Here is a 19,124-nt window from a genome sequence, read left to right on the forward strand (position 1 = left end):
CCGAGCTTGTTCACGCCGTCCAGCCTACGGCCGGTGGCGGACCCGCGACGCTCGGGAGGGCTCCGCCCGATCACCGCTGCGGAGGCCCTGAACAGCGGCGTCCCGGGCGGTGGCGGAGCGCCGGCGCCGCCCCTCCGCCGCTGCCGCCCGGCGGGCGGAACCGCAGCGGCTCCCTCGCCGCGGGATCGATGTCCGGCACGCGGCCACATCGCTGTCCTCGCGAGGAAGCCGCTGAGAACCCGCTGCGGTGCCGGTGTCGCAGGTGGTCGGCTGCTCAGCGGCTGCGCCGCTGACGGGAAACCGACAAGACCCGCCGGGCAGATTCGGCGACGGGCAGTCAGCGGCTTCCTCGCCGCGGGATCGGAGCTGGAAGGGCGGGCGGTCAGGCGGCGGAGTCGTGCCGCCAGTAGGCGAGGGCGTAGACGCGGCGCCGGTCCAGGCCGAGCTCCTGCCGGCAGTGCTCCCGGATGACGTGCACCGCTTCCGCCTCGGCGCCCACCCAGACGTCCGGCCGCGGCCCGAGGTCGGCCGCCCGCACCGCGTCCGCGAGCAGCGCGCTCCGCCCGGCGGGAACGCCGTCCCGGTGCAGCCAGGTCCACGCCACGTCCGCCCGGGTGCGCACCTCCTGGTGCTCGGCTTCGTCGGCGACCTCGGCGAACACCTGGACCCGGGCCTGCTCGTCCAGTTCCTCGACCATCGCCAGCATCGCGGGCAGCGCCGTCTCGTCGCCCGCCAGCACCAGCCGGTCCGCCGCCGGGTCGGGCCGGTAGGAGGGGCTGGGGCCGACCGCCACGACCTGCGATCCGGGCCGCACCTCGCGCGCCCAGGTCGAGCCGGGGCCGTCGTGGTCGTGCACCACCAGGTCGATCGCGAGCCGCTGCCGCGCCGCGTCGAACCAGCGCACCGTGTACGTGCGCTGCTTCGGCTGCTGCTCCCGCGGCAGCGCGAACACCTCCGCGCGGTCGCGGCCCAGCGGCATCGGCAGGCCGGGCCGCGGCAGGCACAGCTTGATCCGCTGGTCGCTGCCGGTGCTGTCGAAGTCGGCGAGCTCGTCGCCGCCGAGCACGACCCGCACCATCCGCGGCGTGATCCGCTCGACCTCGTCCACCCGCAGCAGCCGGTACCGGGACCGCACCCGCCGCGTGCTCGCCTGCGTGTTCGTCACAACGACCGAGTGTAGGGAGCCGGTCAGGGCGGGAAGATGCCCGGCGGGATCGGCACGAACGGCGGATCCGGCTGCTCCTCGCCCGGTGGTCGTCCCGGTTCGCCCGGTTGGCCCGGTGCGGGCGGCGGGGGCGGCGGGGGCGGGGGCTTCGGCGCGGTCGACGGCGGCGGCACGTAGCCGGTGCTCACCGACAGCGTCACCGTCTCGCCGGGCAGCGCGAAGCCGCGCGGCGTCTGGCTGGTCACCGAGCCCTTGCGGCGTTCGCTGTTGACCGAGCGCTGCTCGACCTTGTAGCCGGCCTTCTCCAGGGTGCGCTCGGCGCGGGAGGCGCTGATGCCGACGACGTTGGGCACCTGGAACTCGTCGCCGCCGTTCTTGTACCGCTCGGTGACCTCGGGGAGCTCCATCGTGGGCAGGCCCTCGTGGATCTTCGCCATGGCTTCGAACCAGGTCCGCGCCGGGACCTTGCCGCCGTAGATGTTGCCGCCGTTGGCCCCGCACAGCGTCGGCGGCGTGCTGTCGCAGATGCCCTGCGGGTTGTTGCCGTCGGAGAAGGTGAGCACCGAGCCGGCGAACTGCGGGGTGGCGCCGATGAACCCGGCGGACTGGTGGGCTTCGGTGGTCCCCGTCTTGCCCGCGGTCGGCCGCGACCAGCCCGCGCTGTTCGCGGCGCCGTAGGCGGTGCCGCCCGCCTGGTCGTCCTGGCTCATGCCGACGGCCATCGCGTTCGCGAGGCCTTCGTCGACGGACTGCTCGCACGGATCCTCGGTGATGGTGACCGGGTTGCCGTTGCGGTCGGTGATCTGGTCGATCGGCGTCGGCGGGCACCAGGTGCCGCCGCTCATCAGGGTCGCCGAGACGTTCGCCAGCTCCAGCGGGCTGGTGGGCCCGAAGCCGAGCGTGAACGCCCCGATCTTCTTCTCCTTGACCACGTCGGCCATGGACGGCCCGTTGGCGCCGTTCGGGGCGAGCGGATCACCCTCGATGTTCGAGTGCAGCAGCGTCTGCCGCATCCCCAGCCGGGTCGCCATGTCCACCGTCTGGTCCAGCCCGACCCGTTCCTCCAGCGCGACGAACGCGGTGTTCGGCGAGGTCGCGAGGGCCTTCTGCAAGGTCCGCGGCCCGGGGTTGACGCCTTCGGCGTTGCCGACGGTGTAGGGCGCGGAACCGTTGCGGTAGACGGTGGACGTGTAGTTGCCGGGAGCCTGGATGGTGTTCTGGATCCCCATCCCCTTCTCCAGCGCGGCCGCGGCGGTGAACACCTTGAACACCGATCCGGCGCCGAACTTGGCGACACCGCTGGGCAGCGGGTAGGAGGTCTGGCCGCGGTCGGCGTCGTTGCCGAAGTCGCGGTTGGCGACCAGCGCCCGCACCTCGTGCTTGTCCTTGCCCGGTTCCACGACGGCCATCACGTTCGCGATGCCCTTGGTGTCCCGCGGCACGTGCTTCTCCGCGGCCTGCTTCGCGGCGTCGGTCGCCTTCTGGTCGAGGGTGGTGCGGATCGTGTAGCCGCCGGTGCGCAGTTCCTGCTCGGCGAACCCGGCGTTCTGCAGGTAGTCGATGACGTACTTGCAGAAGAAGCCGTCGGCGGGCCCGGCTCCGACGCAGTTGTTCGGCAGCGTGTTCAGCGGCGAGACGAGCCCGAGCGGCGCGGCCCTGGCGGCTTCGGCGGTGCGCCGGTCGATCTGGCGCAGCGCCTGCATGGCGTCGATGACGATGTTGCGCCGCACCGTCGCCTCGTCCGGGTTCGTCGCCGGGTTCAGCGCGCTCGGGCTGTTCACGATGCCCGCCAGCAGCGCGGACTGCGGCACGTCCAGCTTGTCCGGGGTGGTGTTGAAGTACGTGCGGGCGGCGGCGGCGACCCCGTAGGTCTGGTTGCCGAACGGCACCACGTTCAAGTAGCGGGCCAGGATCTCCTGCTTGCCGAGCCGCTTCTCCAGTTGCAGCGCGATGCGGATCTCCCGCAGCTTGCGCGCCGGGGTCTGCTCGACGGCCTTCGCCTGCTTGATCGGATCGTCGGCGGCGACCACGTGCACCTGGTAGTTCTTCACGTACTGCTGGGTGAGCGTGGAACCGCCCTGGGCGATCTCGCCGGACATCTGGTTGGTGACGGCCGCGCGCACCGTGCCCGCCCAGTCGACGCCCTCGTGCTCGAAGAACCGGCGGTCCTCGATCGAGGTGATCGCGGACTTCATGGACTTCGAGATCTGATCGGGCGCCGCGGGCGTCCGGTTCTGGTCGAAGAGGTAGGCGATCGGCACCCCGGCTCGGTCGGTGACCGTGGTCACCAGCGGGGGGTCCTGCGTCATCAGCTCGGAGGAGAGGTTGTTCACCGCGTCACCCGCGCGGTTGGACACCACCCCGAGAGCTCCGGCCGCCGGGAACAGCATCCCGGCGACGAGAACTCCGGCGAGCACACACAGGCCGAAGAGCTTCAGCAAGCTGTCCCGGACACGCACGACGGCAAGACTAAGTGGTTTTACCGACATCAACACGCCGTCGTCAGTGGGTTCCGCCCGATGTGATGAGGGTCAAAGATAACGGAGCGACAACCCTTGTTTGGTTGTGGAACCGAGGGGCTCTAAAGTTCGTCCACGTCCAGCGACAGCATCGTTACGGCGCACCATGCGCCGCGGCATCCGGTGCCGGGGGGCTCCGGACGAAATTCGGTCGCCGACGATCCAGTGAGGAGCTGGGGGAGCCTTATGTTCGAGCAGGGGGACTGGCGGGTTCAGGCAGCGTGCCGGGATGAGAATCCGGACCAGTTGTTCGTCAGGGGAGCTGAGCAGCGCAAAGCGCGGATGATCTGCTTCGGCTGCCCGGTGCGGACGGAGTGCCTCGGAGAGGCGCTCGACAACAAGATCGAGTTCGGTGTGTGGGGCGGAATGACCGAGCGGGAGCGGCGCGCGCTGTTGCGCCGTCGCCCGGAAGTCCGCAACTGGCGGGAGCTTCTGGAAGCCGCTAGGGACGACTACGCCGACATCGACGAGTACCAGGTGGGCTGATTAGCCCGTCGTGATCGCGGTGCCGGGCGGCTCGTTTTTTCGAGTCGCCCGGAAACCCGTTCACTCGTTCAGCGCAATGGCGATCCGGCGGATTGTGATCACCGGATAGCCAATTTCCGCTGCCAGGAATCTTTGGATTATTCCGCGGCGAGTCGGCTGCCGATCTCGCGCAACCCGTCGAGATCGTGCACGTCCGCGGGAAGTGCCGGCACGCCCACCAGCGCGACCTCCGGGTGCGCGCGGGTGAACCGGGCGAGCATCCGCCGCTCCCGATCGGCGACCGCGACCCGGTCGGCGTGCACCCGCAGCACCGCCGCGGCCAGCGGTGCGTTCCCGGCGGTCTCCAGCTGTTCGGCGGCCGACAGCGCGCGGCTGCCCGTCAGCTCCGCGAACACCGGGTGGGTGCGGTTCGCGACCAGCCCGGCCAGCGGCATGCCCTCGGCGGTGAGGCGCTCCACGAAGAACGACGCCTCGCGCAGCGCGTCCGGCTCCGGTGCCGCGATCACCACGAACGACGTGCCGGGGGAGCGCAGCAGCCGGTAGGTGTGGTCGGCGCGTTCCCGGAACCCGCCGAACGTCGAGTCGAAGGCCTGCACGAACGCGGAGGCGTCGGCCAGCAGCTGGCCGCCGATCACCGTCGACACGGCCTTGGAGAACATCCCGAACCCGGCGCCGACGATCTTTCGCAGCCCCTTGCCGCCCGCCTTCGCCGGCGAGGACAGCAGCTTGATCAGGCGGCCGTCGAGCACCGTGGACAGCCGCTGCGGCGCGTCCAGGAAGTCCAGCGCGGACCGGCTGGGCGGGGTGTCCACGATGATCAGGTCCCACTCGCCGGACGCGGCGAGCTGGCCGAGCTTCTCCATCGCCATGTACTCCTGCGTGCCGGAGAACGACGTGGAGATCGTCTGGTAGAAGGGGTTCTCCAGGATCTGCCTGGCGCGTTCCTCCCCGGCGTGCGCGAGCACCATGTCGTCGAAGGTGCGCCGCATGTCCAGCATCATCGCGTTCAGGTCGCCGGTGGGCTCGAATCCCTCCGGCGCCACCTGCCGCGGCTGGTTGTCCAGTTCCCGCATGCCCAGCGCCTGCGCGAGGCGCCGCGCCGGATCGATGGTGAGCACCACGGTCTTGCGGCCGCGCTCGGCGGCGCGCACCGCGAGCGCGGCGGCCGTGGTGGTCTTGCCGACGCCGCCGGAGCCGCAGCACACCACCACCCGGTTGCCCGGGTCGTCGAGCAGCGCGTCCACGTCCAGTGCCGCGGGTGTCGTCATCGAGGCCTCCCGACGCCGTGCTCGGTGAGGATCTCGGCGAGCTCGTAGAGCTCGGCCACGTCGATCCCGGCGGTCAGCTCGGGCAGCCGCACGTTCGGCAGGTCGGCGGCCGCGAGCCGCTCCTCGGCCTCCTGCTCGGCGCGGGACCGCACCGCGTGCTCCACGGTCTCCTCGGTGAGCGCGGCGAGCAGCTCGTCGTCGGCGGTCACCCCGGCCGCTTCGAGCCCGGTGCGCAACCGGTCGGCGTCGACCCGGCCCGCCGCGGCGGCGGCCACCGAGCGCGCGGGCAGGTACCCGGGGCGCACCCGGTTGAGCAGCACCGCGCCGGGGCGCAGCTCGGCCGCGTCCAGCTCGGCGACGGCCTCCAGGGTCTCCCGCACCGGCAGGTCCTCCAGCAGCGTCACCAGGTGGACCGCGGTGTCGCCGGAGTGCAGCAGCCGGACCACGCCCTCGCTCTGGCCGCGGATGGGCCCGACCTTCGCGAGGTCGGCCATGGCGCGGGTGACGTCCAGGAACTTCACGACCCGCCCGGTCGGCGGCGCGTCCAGCACCACCGCGTCGTAGACGTGGCGGCCGTGCTCGTCGGTGCGCCCGACGCACTCCTTGACCTTGCCGGTGAACAGCACGTCCCGGAGGCCCGGGGCGAGCGTGGTGGCGAACTCGATGGCGCCCATCCGCTTCAGCGTGCGGCCCGCGAAGCCGAGGTTGTAGAACATCGACAGGTACTCGAGCAGCGCCGGTTCGGCGTCGATGGCCAGCGCCCGCAGCTCACCGCCACCGGGGGCGGCGGCGATCGTCTCCTCGGCGTAGGGCAGCGGCGCGGTGTCGAAGAGCTGCGCGATGCCCTGCCTGCCCTCGACCTCGACCAGCAGCACGCGGCGGCCCCCGGTCGCCAGCGCCAGCGCCAGCGCCGCGGCGACCGTGGTCTTCCCGGTGCCGCCCTTGCCGCTGACGATGTGCAGCCGAGCGGCGTTGAGTTCGGCGTTCCATCCGGTCACACGATCAGCGTAGGTGTGGGTCGGGGTCGCTGTCTCCCGCACGTAGCAGCCATCTCCAGGTCGCACATCGGTAGTTCTGCGTAGGCGCGAACGCGTAGTGCGCAGGCGCCGCGACCGCCGCGGCCCCGCCGGCCTGAGTAGTTCCGCGCGCAGGCGGGCGCGCGCCACTGGTGGGACGCGCCGGCGGGCCGCGCATGACGCGGGCGGGCGCACCCGGGTGAGCGCGCCCGCGGGCCAGCGGCGCCGTGGAGCCCGGCCCTCTCTACGCTGGTGACCATGACCAAATGGGAGTACGCGACCGTGCCGCTGTTGACCCACGCGACCAAGCAGATCCTGGACCAGTGGGGTGAGGACGGCTGGGAGCTCGTTTCCGTCCTGCCCGGCCCGACCGGTGAGCAGCACGTCGCTTACCTGAAGCGCGCGAAGGAGTCCTGATCGTGGGCGCTTGGAAGCAGCGGCTGGCCGAGCTGGGCATCGAACTGCCCGCGGTCGCGACCCCGGTCGCGGCCTACGTGCCCGCGGTGCGCAGCGGGTCGCAGGTGTTCACCTCCGGGCAGCTCCCGTTCGCCGGGGGCGAGCTGGCGGCGGTGGGCAAGGTCGGCGCCGAGGTGGACCCGGAGTCCGCGAAGGCGCACGCCCGCACCTGCGCGCTGAACGCGCTGGCCGCGGTGGACGCGCTGGTCGGGCTGGACTCGATCGTGCGGGTCGTGAAGGTCGTCGGTTTCGTGGCGTCCGCGGAGGGCTTCACCGGCCAGCCCGCGGTGATCAACGGCGCGTCCGAGCTGATCGGCGAGATCTTCGGGGACGCGGGTAGCCACGCCCGGTCCGCGGTCGGCGTCGCCGAGCTCCCGGTGGGGGCTCCGGTCGAGGTGGAGATGATCGTCGAAGTGGCGTGAGCGCCGGTTTCCGCCGCGCGGCGGTGTCGCGCGCGGATGCGCGGTGGTGGAGGGGTCGCGGTTGCGCGGCCCCTCCTTCGCGTTCCGGCCCGCGGCGGGTGATCTTGGGCCGGGTGCCGGGCGGGGGCGCGACCGGCGGCGGAACCGTTTCTTGCCAGGTACGGCCCGCGCCCCGTCTACCAACCAGTACGCTTCGGGCGTCGCTACTTCGAGTGATCAACAATTGATCACCTGAACGGCGGTATCAATACCGGCGAGTGATCGATCGAGCTTGCTCCTCCGCTACCCCGCGCGAGAGAGTGCCCCCGATCGAGTGCTCTCGGCATGAGGGGTGCGGGTGTCGCTCGCACCGGGTGACGAGCGAACGAGCTGGGAGGGGGCGACGTGGCGGGACGCGAAACGGACCTCTTGTGCCACGAGCTGCTGCTTCGACTTGCCGGGAGGCTGCCGGACCGGCACCTCTGGCGCTACCGGGACTGGCTGGCGGGCGGGGCGGCCGACGTCCTCGCGCGCTCCCTGCCCGCGACGCTGCTGCGGGAACGGGTCGCGCTGTCCGACGCCGACCACCGCAGGCTCGCCGAAGCGCTGCTGCCGCTGGGTGCTGACCCGTCCGTGGTGCACGCGGTGCTGCCCGGCGCCGAACCGGACCGCTACACCTTCCGCGCCGAGTCCCACGTGGATGACAAGGGCGACCCGGCGGTGCTGGTCCTCGGCGCCACCTTGCGCGGCAGGCAGGGCGTGCGCGAAACCCGCAGCTCCTGGCGGCACCTGCCGGGAACGCGGCCCAAGCGGATCATCCTGGTGACCGGTTCCGCGGATCCCGTCGAGCTCACCAGCGAACTGCAACGCATCCTGCGCGCGCTCGGCGACGCCGAGCCGTGCGTCGAGGTGCTGCCGCCCGAGGTGGAACCGACCGCCTACCACCGCGCCGCGCTCGCCGAGTCGGCGCTGGTGTGCTCGGGCGCCGACGAACTCGTGGGACATCGTGGCTGACGGTGCCGGTGCAGGCGCCGTAGAAGGAGGCATTCGTGGTGGACGTCGCTGAGGGTGCGGGGCCGGTGGAACGCCTGCACAACCTCCTGCTGGCCCTGACCGGCCGGGTGGACGACGACGCCGTCAATTCGGTTCGCGAGATGCTCGGCATCGGGCAGCTCGACGCGGCCGCCGAGTTCCTGATCGGCTGCCTGCTGGCGGGCCGCATCCCGGTGACCTCGACGGAGCAGTACCACCTGCGCCGCTCGCTGGACGAGGCAGGCTCGCCGCACGCGCCCGCGGACCGGTTGCACGTGGTGGAAGCGGTGCAGGACGAAGGGCACCGGTTCAACGAGAACCCCGAGCAGGACCGCACCGACCACGAGCTGGTCGACGCGCTCGCCCCGATCGCGGGTCGCCTGCACGGCGTGCGGGCCCTGTGGTGCACCTGGCGCACCACGCCCGCGGGCGTCACCTACGGCGCGGTGCCGCGCCGGGTGCTGCTGGCGGAGGTCGGCGCCGACGGTTCGGTCACCGCCGCCGGGTACCAGCTGCTGGAGGCGCTGCGGCGCGCCGGCGTGGGCTGCTCGGTGGACGTGTTCACCAGCGGCATGGACCTGCCGCCGTACCACCGCAACGCGCTGGCCACGGCCCGCCGGGTCCACCTGGACCTGGCCGCGCAGGTCGCGATCCCGAACGGTGCGGCGAACCACGCGCGGGCACCGCGCGCCACCGCGGGCAGCAAGGCCGGTGGGGGAGCAGATCACCCGGGTGAGCCAGCCCCGGGGCCGGGAAGACGCGCCGAGGCCCCGGTTCCTGAGACCGCCTCCCACGACTCGGCACGCCAGCAGGCACGTCCCGAACCCGCCCGACCGGAACCGCCGCGGCCCGAGCAGGCCCGGCCGGAACCGGTCCGGCCCGAACCGGCCCGACCGGAGCAGGCCCGACCGGAAGCCGTGCGGCCCGAAGCGGCCCGGCCCGAAGCGGCCCGGCCCGAAGCGGCCCGGCCCGACCAGCAGGCCCGCCCGGAACCTCCCCGCGAGGAGCAGCCGCGGCCCGAACCGCCCCGGCAGCACCCCCGCCCGAACCGCGAGGAAGCACCCGTCGCCGCGGAGCAGACGCTGCGCCAGCGCCCGGTGAACCCGGAGGACCTCCAGCAGGACCCGGCCCGGCCGCAGGAGCAGCAGGGCGGCGGGAAGAACACCCGCGTCCCCGCCGCGGTCGACGCCAAGCTCACCGACCGGGAGCGGAACCTGCTGCGCAAGCTGCACGAGGAACTCGCCCAGCGCGAGCAGGACCGCGGCGGCCCCGCGCCCTCCGGCGAGCAGCAGGCGCAGCCGGTCGGCAACAAGTCCGGCGGTGCGCAGGGCCAGGATGCGTGGAACTCCACGATGCCCGGCTCGGCGACGGGCGGTTTCCCGCCCATCGAGAACCAGCGCTGATCGGTCCGGTGCGCCCCCGACTCGGGCGCACCGGCCGGGATCAGACCTCGGCCGCGCGCTGCACGCCGTCCAGCACGCGCTGCAGGTGCAGCCCGCGGCGCACGTCGCACGGGTGCGCGGTGCGGCCGGAGCGGACCATCGCCATGAACTCGTCCAGCAGCTGCGCGTAGCACTCGCGCGCCGCGGTCCGCCTGCCGGTGAGCTGCGACTTCCCGCCGCTGCCGTAGAGGGTGAACTCGATGAGCGCCGGCTGCACCGGCACCCGCAGCGACAGGGTGAGGGTGCTGCTGGCGCCGCTGGCGTGCTCCAGCACCAGCTGCCACATGTCCGACTTGTCGCGCCGCGCGTGGTGCACCCGGGTGATCCGGCCGAGCGCGGCGTCCAGCAGGTCCAGCGCGTGCGGTCCCGCGTCCAGCAGCGCGCCTGCGGGTTCCTGCCGCCACGGGGTGGCCGCGTAGTCCCCGGACAGCAGGCCGCCCGCGATCCACTGCGCGGAGCCGCCGGTCCAGCCGCCGAGGTGCCCGATCCCGGTGAGCCAGTCGCGGACCTCGGGCGCGAACCGGCGGGTCAGCACCAGCAGCGCCGCGACGCCGCTCTGCCGCACCGCCGCCGCCACGGCCTCGGCGGTGGGCACGTCCCCGGCGAGCGGTTTCTCCAGCACGAGGTGCTTCCCCTCGCGGGCGGCCTGCACGGCCAGTTCCCCCTGCACCGCGGGCGGGACGGCGAACGCGACGGCGTCCACCGCGTCCAGCAGCGCCTCGTAGTCGTCGGCGACGTCGGCGTCGTAGTGGTAGGCGAGCGCTTTCGCGGCGTCCGGGCGCCGGGACCACACCGCGGCCAGCCGCATCCCGGGATGCGCGTGCACACCGGGGGCGTGCACGCGCTGCGCCCACGGTCCCGCTCCGACGATGCCGACCCGAAGTGCTCCGCTCATGCGGTCATCGTCCCCGTGTCCGGATCATCGCGCAGACCTCGGGGCCCGGGAAGTGGCCCGGTTGCAGGGGAAACGGAACTTGTTGATCTTGATCACAGGGGTGATCGGACGAGCATCTCCGCTTAAGGTGACCGGCATGGTGCGATTGCCGGAGGACCTGACGCTGCCCGACGGATTCGTTCCGCCCGCACGGCCCGATCCGCCCGCGACCCCGAAGGACGCGGCCACGGTCGTGCTGCTGCGCGACGGCGATCGGGGACCCGAGGTGTTCCTGCAGCGCCGCGTCGAGGGGATGCCGTTCGCGGGCGGCATGACCGTGTTCCCCGGTGGCGGCGTGGACCGCAGGGACGCCGACGCCTCGGTGGCCTGGAGCGGGCCGTCGCCGCAGTGGTGGGCCGAGCGCTTCGAGTGCTCCGAGGAGATCGCGCGGGCGCTGGTGTGCGCCGCGGTCCGCGAGACCTTCGAGGAATCCGGCGTGCTGCTGGCCGGTCCCGACGCGGACTCGGTCGTCGACGACACCCGCCCGTACGCGGCGGCGCGCCCGAAGCTGGAGTCGCGGGAGCTGTCGCTGGCCGGGTTCCTTGCCGACGCGGGCCTGGTGCTGCGGGCCGACCTGCTGCGGCCGTGGGCGAACTGGGTGACCCCGGAGCAGGAGTCGCGGCGGTACGACACCCGGTTCTTCCTGGCCGCGATGCCGGTCGGGCAGCGCGCCGACGGCGTCACCTCGGAGGCCTCCCGCGCGTACTGGAGCACGCCCGAGGACGCCTTGGAGGACTGGCGGCAGCAGCGCTGCGGCCTGCTCCCGCCGACCTGGGTGACGCTCTCCGAGATCGGCGCGTGCCGCAGCGTCGCCGCCGCGCTGGACGTGCACCGCCCGCTCGGCAAGGTGCTGCCGCAGCTGGAGCACCGGGACGGGGCGTGGCGCGTGGTGCTGCCCGGCGATCCCGGCTACCGCGGTGCGGAGGGGGAGGACCGGTGACCCATCCCTCCTACGGCCTGCCGCGGCAGGTGACGCCGTTCGCGTCGGTGCTGCTGGCCGCGAACCCGGGACCGATGACCTTGGACGGGACCAACACCTGGCTGCTCGGTTCCGGCCCGGCCCGGGTGGTGGTCGATCCCGGTCCCGGTGGCGAGCACCTGGAGCGGATCCTCGCGCAGGGGCCGGTGTCGCTGGTCCTGCTCACGCACCACCACTTCGACCACACCGAGGCGGCGGCGGAGCTCGCGGAGCGGGCCGGGGCGCCGGTGCGGGCGCTGGACCCGCAGCTGTGCGCGGGCGCCGGGCCGCTCGCGGACGGCGAGGTCGTCGAGGCCTCCGGGATCCGGCTGACCGTGCTCGCCACGCCCGGCCACACCCGCGACTCGGTGTGCTTCCGCGTCGAGGGCGACGGGCGGGAGGCGGTGCTGACCGGGGACACGATCCTGGGGCGCGGCACCACGGTCGTCGCGCATCCGGACGGGCACCTGGGCTCCTACCTGGCTTCGCTGCGGGCGTTGGCGGCGCTGCCCGCAGGCCTGCCTGCGCTGCCGGGCCACGGTCCGGACCTGCCGGACGTGGTGGCGGCGGCGACCGGCTACCTGGCGCACCGCGAGCAGCGGCTCGACCAGATCCGCGAGGTGGTGCGCGCCCGCGGCCCGCAGGTCACCGCCGCCGAGGTGGTGGCGGTCGTCTACGCCGACGTCCCGCCGGAGGTGCGGGAGGCCGCCGCGTGGAGCGTCGCCGCCCAGCTCGCCTACCTGGAGGAGCAGGGCGAGCGCTGACCTCGGCCGTTCAGGCCCGGGTCAGCGCGGGCTCGGGGGTGGGGAGCAGCGTGCCGCGCCGCAGCCACAGGCCCGCCGCGAGCACGACGCCGACGGTCCCGGCGAGCAGGAAGGCGGTGGGCGGCCCGGCGCTCTCCACGATCCGGCCGCTGAGCGACTGGCCGGCCGCGGCGCCGAGCGTCACCGCCGTGACGACCCAGCCGAACGCCTCCGTCTCGGTCCCGGCGGGCGCGGCCACGTCCAGCGCCACCGAGTGCGCCGTGGACTGCGGGGTGATCAGGCAGCCGGCGAGCAGCAGCGCCAGGCACAGCCCCCACAGCGTCCCGGGCAGCGCCAGCAGCGCGACGAGACCGGCGAAGCCGAGCAGCAGGGCGGGCAGCCGCAGGTGCATCGGCCGCGGCCACGGCCGCATCCCGTACAGCACGCCGAACACCACGGAGGTCACCGACAGCGCGCTCAGCAGCATCCCGCCCGCGTTCGGCGCCCCGGCCGCGACGGCGGAGGCGGGCACGCCGACCTCCACGAACCCGATGAGGCAGCCGAAGCCGAACGCGGCCAGCGCCACCGTGCGCATCCCGGGCGCGCGCAGCGCCCCGAGCATCCCGCCCGCGGGCCGGGCGTCCTCCGCGGGCCGCAACCGGCGGGCGGCGCTCGTCGAGGCGAAGCCGATGCTGCCGACGATCATGCAGGCGCTGCCCGCGACGACTCCGGCGCCCGCCCACGGCAGCGCGACCAGCAGCCCGGCCAGGCCGGGCCCGAGGATGAAGAAGACCTCCATGCTGATCGCCTCGTACGAGTAGGCGGCGTCCCGCGGCGGTCCGGCGGGCAGCAGCTGCGCCCACAGCGCCCGGGACGCGGGGGCCACGGTCGGCTGGCTCGCGCCCAGCAGGAAGCCGAGCGCGGTGAGCACCACGACCGGTGCCCCGGATTCGATCGCGGTGATCTCGGCGGCGACGAACACGGCGAGCGCCGCGGACATCACGACCATCGGGCGGGTGGGTCCGATCCGGTCGATCACCCGGCTCTGCACGACCGAGCCGCACGCCACGCCCACGAGTTCGGCGGCCGAGACGAGCCCGGCGGTGGCGAAGCTACCGGTCACCTTCTGCACGTACAGCAGCAGCGCCAGCCCGATCATCGCGATCGGCAGGCGGCCCAGCAGGGAGGTCAGGACGGGGGCGGTGGCTCCGGGCGTGCGCAGCGCGGCGCGGTAGTCGGCCAGGGTGATCGAATGGGACACGCGTACCAGTATCCGCGTCCTGGTACGCGGGTACCAGTCATTTTCGCGGTGTTCTACGTCGCCGGGAGCGGTCCCGGTGCGGCCCGTGCGCCGAGGCCCTGACCAGGTGCGGGGGCGCCCGAGGTTCCCGGCGGCGCGAGCCACCCGCGAGGACGCCGGGAGGGGAGAGCCGGGAGCGCCGAAGGCGAAGAGACCGGCCGCGAACGTCCCCCGGACGTGCGAAAGGGCTGGGGCGTCGCCCCCGACGCGACGCTCCAGCCCTTTCGTTCGCGCGGCCCGTCCCCCGACCAACCACGCTCTGCAACCCCCGATGGTCGGCCCCGAATCCGGCACCGGAGGAGTTCCCGTTCGGCTGCCCCGCACCCGCGCACCGCGCGTCGTGAAGGGCCTCCACTAGGTAAGACGTTGTGCGTTCGGTCCGGGTTGCACGGCTCGGCGAATTCTTTCCCAGCAGATGTCCCGGCCCTGCCACCAGTGTGCCCTCCGGTTCCGGGGCGGAAACCGGGTACAACGTCCCCTACATGGCTGGTGACTCGGCGTGTCCGCGCCCGGGAGCTGGACCGCGCGGCCGTCGGCGTGCTCGGCGCGGGGGCCGGACACGCGCGAACGCGCGCCGGCTGAGCGGTCCGATCGAAGGCGGACCCGTCAGCCGGCGCGCGTTGGGCGACTCGGTCGTGCGGACCGGTCAGTGCCGGTGGTGGCTCAGCGCGCGCGGCGCGCCAGACGTTCCGGATCGAGGATCAGCACGCTCTTGCCCTCCAGCCGCAGCCAGCCGCGGTGGGCGAAGTCGGCGAGCGCCTTGTTCACGGTCTCCCGCGAGGCACCGACGTACTGCGCGATCTCCTCCTGCGTGAGGTCGTGGGTGACCCGCAGCAGACCGGCTTCCTGGCTGCCGAAGCGCTGCGCGAGCTGCAGCAGCGCCTTGGCGACGCGGCCGGGCACGTCGGTGAAGATCAGGTCGGCGAGCATGCCGTTGGTCCGGCGCAGCCTGCGCGCGACGACCCGCAGCAGCTGCTCGGCGATCTCCGGGCGGGTGCCGATCCACTGCCGCAGCGCACCGCGGTCCATGGTCAGTGCGCGGACCTCGGTCACCGTGGTGGCCGTCGAGGTGCGCGGGCCCGGGTCGAAGATGGACAGCTCGCCGAACATGTCCGACGGCCCCATGATCGCCAGCAGGTTCTCGCGGCCGTCGGGCGACTTGCGCCCGAGCTTGACCTTGCCGGATTGGATGATGTAGAGCCGGTCGCCCGGCTCGCCCTCGGCGAAGATCACGTGTCCGCGCGGGAACTCAGACGGTTCCAGCGACTGGGTCAGCGCCTCCGCCGCGGCCGGTTCCACGCCCTGGAAGATTCCGGCGCGGGAAAGGGTCTCGTCCACCTCGTCCCTCCATGTTGAGACGCGGCGGCTCGTTCGATGCGGCTCCCGCGTTCCGCGGTCGCCGGACTGTGCCGCCGATCACTACCAGTTGAGTTTAAGACTGGTCGCGGGAACGGCGAGTTCGCAGCTTGCCGGCGCGTCCCACCCTGCGTAGCTGGAACAGCTCCAGCGCACGTCCAATTCCCTGCCGGAACAGCGCCCGGACCTCGTCCGGCCGAGCGTTCTCCAGCAGCTCTTCGACCTCGTTCTCCTGCACCGCGACGTGCCGCAGTCGTGCCTCCACGCGCTCCATGAACAGCGTGAAGAACATGATCACTAGCGGAACGACGATAACGAACCAGGCAGTCATGATGCTTGAATCCTCGCTCATGCCTTCGAGACGGACGCAACCGGGGGTCGGTTGCCCGTCGACGGGGTCGGGTTCCGGTGTCGTCGTGGTCCGTAGTCTGGTGGGGTGCCGGAGTCAGCCCACGACAGGTCACAGCCTGGTCGATCATCCTCCCATCGGCCCGCCGCTGCCCGATCAGCGCCCACCCGGTCGACGACCGCCGGTGCCGTGACCTCCGGTTCCGGTCGTTCCCGGGCCGCGGAAGCCCCGGCGCGCCGACCTCGCCGCAGCGCGGCCCGCGCCGGGACGGAGACCCGCACCGGGCTCGTCCGGCGGGCCCGGCGGATGGTCCGGGCGCTCGCCGAGGGCTATCCGGAGGCGCACTGCGAACTCGACTTCGCCGACCCGCTGCAGCTCGCGGTGGCGACCATCCTGTCCGCGCAGTGCACCGACAAGCGGGTCAACCAGGTGACGCCCGCGCTGTTCGCCCGCTACCCGACGGCCGCGGACTACGCGGGCGCCGACCGGACCGAGCTGGAGGAGCTGATCCGCTCCACCGGCTTCTACCGGAACAAGGCGACCTCGCTGCTGGGGCTGGGCGCGGCGCTGGTGGAGCGGCACGGCGGCGAGGTGCCCGCGCGGCTGGAGGACCTGGTGAAGCTGCCCGGGATCGGCCGCAAGACCGCCAACGTCGTCCTCGGCAACGCCTTCGACGTCCCGGGCATCACCGTCGACACCCATTTCGGCAGGCTGGTGCGCCGCTGGGGCTGGACGGCCGAGGAGGACCCGGTCAAGGTGGAGCACGTGATCGGCGAGCTGATCCCCCGCAAGGAGTGGACGATGCTCTCGCACTACGTGATCTTCCACGGGCGCCGCGTGTGCCACGCGCGCAAGCCCGCGTGCGGCGCGTGCCTGCTGGCGAAGGACTGCCCCTCGTTCGGCGCGGGCCCGGAGGACCCGGCCGCGGCGGCGAAGCTGGTGCGCGGCCCGGAGGCCCCGCGGCTGCTGGAGCTGGCCGGGATCGCCGGAGAGCTGGACGAGACGACCATCGAGCGGGCGGCGGCGAAGGAGCCGGACGCGTGAGCCGCTGGCGGCACGTTCGCGAGTTCCGCAACGAGATCCGGTGGACGGTCGTGGTGCTGGTGCTCGCCGGGCTCGCCGTGGTCGCGCTGTGGCCGGGCGGTTCCGGCGGCGGCACCCGGGCCGCGGACCCGCCGCAGCAGCGGCCGCAGGCGGCCCCGGTCGATCCGGCGCTGCGCACTGGCCTCGAACCCTGCCCGGCACCGCGGCCCGGTGGCCCGGCCGAGCTGGCCGGGGTGACCGGGACCTGCCTCGCCGACGGTCGGCCCATCGACGTCGGTGCCGCGCTGGCCGGGCGCCCGGCGCTGGTCAACGTGTGGGCGACCTGGTGCTCCCCGTGCCGCACCGAGCTGCCCGCGCTGCAGCGGTACGCCGACCGCCCCGGCTCGATCCCGGTGCTGGGCGTGCAGGTGCAGAGCGACGAGGCGGGCGGCTTGGAGCTGCTGCGCTCGCTCGGGGTGCGGTTCCCCGCGGTGCACGACCCGGACGGCGCGCTGCGCGGTGCGCTGCGGGTGCCGAACGTGCTGCCCGCCAGCTTCGTGATCACCGAATCGGGAGAGGTCCGGCGCATCGATCCGCCGGAGGTGTTCCGGTCCGCGGACGCGGTGGACGCCGCGGTCCGCCGCACCTTGGGAGGTCGGTCGTGACGGACCCGGTGGTCGACGGCTCGGCGGCGCCGGAATGGCTCGCCCCGCTGGTCCGCCGCAGCGCGGACGTGGACCAGGGCCACTTCGGGTGGCCCCGGCTGCGCCCGCCGCGCAGCGCCCGCCCGGCGGCGGTGCTGATCCTGTTCGGCGAGGACGCCGACGGGCCGGACGTGCTGCTGCTGCGCCGCGCGGACGGGCTCAGCTCGCACCCCGGCCAGGTCGCGTTCCCCGGCGGCTCGATCGACCCGTCCGACGCCGGTCCGGTGGCCGCCGCGCTGCGCGAAGCGCAGGAAGAGGTGGGCGCGCCGCCCGCGGGCGTCCGGCCGCTGGCGCTGCTGCCGGAGCTGCACGTGCCGCACAGCGGCTTCCGGGTGACGCCGGTGGTGGCGCATTGGCGGGACCCGTCGCCGGTGGCTCCGGTCGACCTCGGGGAGACTCGTGCGGTGGCCAGGGTCCCGCTGTCCTGGCTGGTGGACCCGGCGAACCGGCTCCGGGTGCGGCTGCGCGACGGTCGGGCAGGACCGGCCTTCGTGGTGCCGGGGATGCTGGTGTGGGGGTTCACGGGGGTGCTGCTGGCCGGGGTGCTGGAGCTCGGCGGCTGGTCGTCCGGCTGGGACGATGCCCCCGAACTGGACTTGGACGAGGCGTGGCGAGCCGCGGAGTCCGCCGCGGACGTCGGTTTCGGCGGCTGACCGTGGGCTGCGAACCGGTAGGGGACGTGACGCGGCGGAAGGGTGTGCGGTGAACTGGGTCGATCTGCTGGTGGTGGCGCTGGCGCTGCTGGCTGCCGTGTCCGGTGCGCGCAACGGCCTGGTCACCGCGCTGTTCTCGTTCCTCGGCGTGTTCGTCGGCGCCGTCGTGGGCGTGCGGGTGGCGCCGCTGCTGCTGGAGCGGTTGGACAGTCAGCCGGCCCGGATCGGGTTCGGCGTGGGCATCGTGGTGCTGCTGGTCGCGTTCGGCGAGACGTTCGGCATGTGGGCGGGCCGGGAGCTGCGGGACCGGATCACCTCGCCGAAGCTGACCGGCGTGGACAACGTGCTGGGCGCTGTGCTGCAGTGCGTGGCGGTGTTCGTGGTGGCCTGGCTGGTCGCACTGCCGTTCACCTCGGCCTCCGCGATGCCCGGGCTGGCGTCCGCGATCACCCGCTCGCAGGTGCTGAGCCAGGTGGATTCGATGATGCCCGCCGCGGTGAAGACGTTGCCGGACGACCTGCGCCGGATGCTCGGGGTGAGCGGGTTCCCGGACGCGCTGGAACCGTTCTCGAAGACCCCGGTGGCCGCGATCGACCCGCCGGACCAGGGGTTGATCACCAGCGACGTGGTGCGCAACGCGCAGACCAGCGTGGTGAAGGTGCGCGGCCGGGCCTCGTCCTGCGCGCGGGCGCTGGAGGGCTCCGGTTTCGTGGTGGCCCCGCACCGGGTGATGACGAACGCGCACGTGGTGGCGGGCACCGACCGGGTGGCGATCGAGGTGGGCCGCGGTGAGTTCGCCGCGGACGTGGTGATGTTCGACCCGTCGACGGACCTGGCGGTGCTGGCGGTGCCGGACCTGGACGCGGACGCGATGCCGCTGGACCGCTCCGAGGTGCCGCCCGGCGGCAGCGTCGTCGCGCTCGGCTACCCGCTGGACGGCCCGTACACGGCGTCGGCGGGCAGGCTGCGGCAGCGGATCAACCTGCGCGGCCCGGACATCTACGACGCGAACACCGTGGTGCGGGACGTGTACACGGTGCGCGGCAAGGTGCAGAGCGGGAACTCCGGCGGCCCGCTGGTCGCCCCGGACGGCGACGTGGTGGGCGTGGTGTTCGGCGCCGCCGTCGACGATCCGGAGACGGGTTTCGCGCTCACCGCCGACGAGGTGGCCGACGAGGTCGCGGAGTCCTCCGGCCTGACCGCCCCGGTGTCGACGGGGGAGTGCACCGGCGGCTGACCGGGCCGGACGCCGGACCCCGGAACGCGCGAAGGCCAGGTGCCCGGGGTCGGGCGCCTGGCCTTCGGGGACCGGTCCGCTG

The 19,124-nt window shown here is 73.5% G+C and carries 19 protein-coding genes; 11 read left to right on the forward strand and 8 right to left on the reverse strand.

What is annotated here, in order from left to right; all coding sequences use genetic code 11:
• Window positions 1-382: 382 nt before the first annotated feature.
• Both AC29IT_RS11070 and AC29IT_RS11075 read right to left on the reverse strand, forming a co-directional pair.
• Window positions 383-1,165, reverse strand: coding sequence for a siderophore-interacting protein (locus AC29IT_RS11070; protein WP_358434769.1), 783 nt, complete (start codon window positions 1,163-1,165; stop codon window positions 383-385).
• Window positions 1,166-1,188: 23 nt separating this feature from the next.
• Window positions 1,189-3,624: a transglycosylase domain-containing protein gene (locus AC29IT_RS11075; RefSeq protein ID WP_488218652.1), complete on the reverse strand. Its 2,436-nt coding sequence runs from the start codon at window positions 3,622-3,624 to the stop codon at window positions 1,189-1,191.
• Between the two features lie 246 nt (window positions 3,625-3,870).
• Between AC29IT_RS11075 and AC29IT_RS11080 the strand changes: the two genes are divergently transcribed.
• Window positions 3,871-4,170, forward strand: a complete 300-nt coding sequence (locus AC29IT_RS11080) for a WhiB family transcriptional regulator (RefSeq protein ID WP_184483638.1) — start codon at window positions 3,871-3,873, stop codon at window positions 4,168-4,170.
• Between the two features lie 137 nt (window positions 4,171-4,307).
• Here AC29IT_RS11080 and bagB read toward each other — a convergent pair whose 3' ends face one another.
• Both bagB and bagA read right to left on the reverse strand, forming a co-directional pair.
• On the reverse strand, window positions 4,308-5,438 hold the full coding sequence (gene bagB / locus AC29IT_RS11085; RefSeq protein WP_358434775.1) for an ATPase BagB: 1,131 nt from the start codon (window positions 5,436-5,438) through the stop codon (window positions 4,308-4,310).
• Window positions 5,435-6,436 (reverse strand): ATPase BagA, encoded by a 1,002-nt coding sequence (bagA, locus tag AC29IT_RS11090; protein WP_358434778.1) that lies wholly within the window; start codon window positions 6,434-6,436, stop codon window positions 5,435-5,437. Before bagA ends, bagB begins: the two co-directional genes overlap by 4 nt.
• A 270-nt stretch (window positions 6,437-6,706) precedes the next feature.
• Here bagA and sp36 point away from each other — a divergent pair, with 270 nt between their 5' ends.
• From sp36 to AC29IT_RS11110, 4 genes are all read left to right on the forward strand, one after another.
• A complete protein-coding gene (gene sp36 / locus AC29IT_RS11095; RefSeq protein ID WP_358434781.1) occupies window positions 6,707-6,871 on the forward strand; it encodes a Sp36 family protein in 165 nt (54 codons plus the stop codon).
• A gap of 2 nt (window positions 6,872-6,873) precedes the next feature.
• On the forward strand, window positions 6,874-7,332 hold the full coding sequence (locus tag AC29IT_RS11100) for a RidA family protein (protein WP_358434784.1): 459 nt from the start codon (window positions 6,874-6,876) through the stop codon (window positions 7,330-7,332).
• Window positions 7,333-7,716: 384 nt separating this feature from the next.
• Window positions 7,717-8,325 (forward strand): hypothetical protein, encoded by a 609-nt coding sequence (locus tag AC29IT_RS11105; protein ID WP_358434787.1) that lies wholly within the window; start codon window positions 7,717-7,719, stop codon window positions 8,323-8,325.
• Between the two features lie 35 nt (window positions 8,326-8,360).
• On the forward strand, window positions 8,361-9,746 hold the full coding sequence (locus tag AC29IT_RS11110) for a hypothetical protein (protein WP_358434790.1): 1,386 nt from the start codon (window positions 8,361-8,363) through the stop codon (window positions 9,744-9,746).
• A gap of 40 nt (window positions 9,747-9,786) precedes the next feature.
• On the opposite strand, the gene AC29IT_RS11115 is transcribed toward AC29IT_RS11110, so the two are convergent.
• Complete coding sequence (locus AC29IT_RS11115; RefSeq protein WP_358434793.1) at window positions 9,787-10,680, reverse strand: Gfo/Idh/MocA family protein; 894 nt, start codon at window positions 10,678-10,680, stop codon at window positions 9,787-9,789.
• A 136-nt stretch (window positions 10,681-10,816) separates the two neighbouring features.
• Between AC29IT_RS11115 and AC29IT_RS11120 the strand changes: the two genes are divergently transcribed.
• Window positions 10,817-11,659, forward strand: coding sequence for an NUDIX hydrolase (locus AC29IT_RS11120; RefSeq protein ID WP_358434796.1), 843 nt, complete (start codon window positions 10,817-10,819; stop codon window positions 11,657-11,659).
• The gene (locus tag AC29IT_RS11125; RefSeq protein ID WP_358434799.1) at window positions 11,656-12,441 is read left to right on the forward strand and encodes an MBL fold metallo-hydrolase; all 786 of its coding nucleotides are present in this window, start codon (window positions 11,656-11,658) and stop codon (window positions 12,439-12,441) included. The genes AC29IT_RS11120 and AC29IT_RS11125 overlap by 4 nt, the downstream gene beginning before the upstream one ends.
• Before the next feature lie 10 nt (window positions 12,442-12,451).
• Here AC29IT_RS11125 and AC29IT_RS11130 read toward each other — a convergent pair whose 3' ends face one another.
• From AC29IT_RS11130 to AC29IT_RS11140, 3 genes are all read right to left on the reverse strand, one after another.
• A complete protein-coding gene (locus AC29IT_RS11130; RefSeq protein ID WP_488218653.1) occupies window positions 12,452-13,681 on the reverse strand; it encodes an MFS transporter in 1,230 nt (409 codons plus the stop codon).
• 702 nt (window positions 13,682-14,383) lie between these two features.
• Window positions 14,384-15,058: a Crp/Fnr family transcriptional regulator gene (locus tag AC29IT_RS11135; RefSeq protein ID WP_258345154.1), complete on the reverse strand. Its 675-nt coding sequence runs from the start codon at window positions 15,056-15,058 to the stop codon at window positions 14,384-14,386.
• A gap of 94 nt (window positions 15,059-15,152) precedes the next feature.
• A complete protein-coding gene (locus AC29IT_RS11140) occupies window positions 15,153-15,407 on the reverse strand; it encodes a hypothetical protein (protein ID WP_029621632.1) in 255 nt (84 codons plus the stop codon).
• Window positions 15,408-15,731: 324 nt separating this feature from the next.
• On the opposite strand from AC29IT_RS11140, the gene nth reads away from it, so the two are divergent.
• From nth to AC29IT_RS11160, 4 genes are read left to right on the forward strand one after another with little or no spacing between them, the layout of a single operon-like run.
• Complete coding sequence (nth, locus tag AC29IT_RS11145; protein WP_488218876.1) at window positions 15,732-16,469, forward strand: endonuclease III; 738 nt, start codon at window positions 15,732-15,734, stop codon at window positions 16,467-16,469.
• Window positions 16,466-17,113 (forward strand): TlpA family protein disulfide reductase, encoded by a 648-nt coding sequence (locus tag AC29IT_RS11150; protein WP_488218654.1) that lies wholly within the window; start codon window positions 16,466-16,468, stop codon window positions 17,111-17,113. Before nth ends, AC29IT_RS11150 begins: the two co-directional genes overlap by 4 nt.
• A complete protein-coding gene (locus AC29IT_RS11155; protein ID WP_358434806.1) occupies window positions 17,110-17,805 on the forward strand; it encodes an NUDIX hydrolase in 696 nt (231 codons plus the stop codon). The genes AC29IT_RS11150 and AC29IT_RS11155 overlap by 4 nt, the downstream gene beginning before the upstream one ends.
• A gap of 49 nt (window positions 17,806-17,854) precedes the next feature.
• A complete protein-coding gene (locus AC29IT_RS11160) occupies window positions 17,855-19,042 on the forward strand; it encodes a MarP family serine protease (protein ID WP_358434807.1) in 1,188 nt (395 codons plus the stop codon).
• The last annotated feature ends 82 nt before the right edge of the window (window positions 19,043-19,124 follow it).

It is taken from the genome of Saccharopolyspora sp. MMCC62, assembly GCF_057736575.1.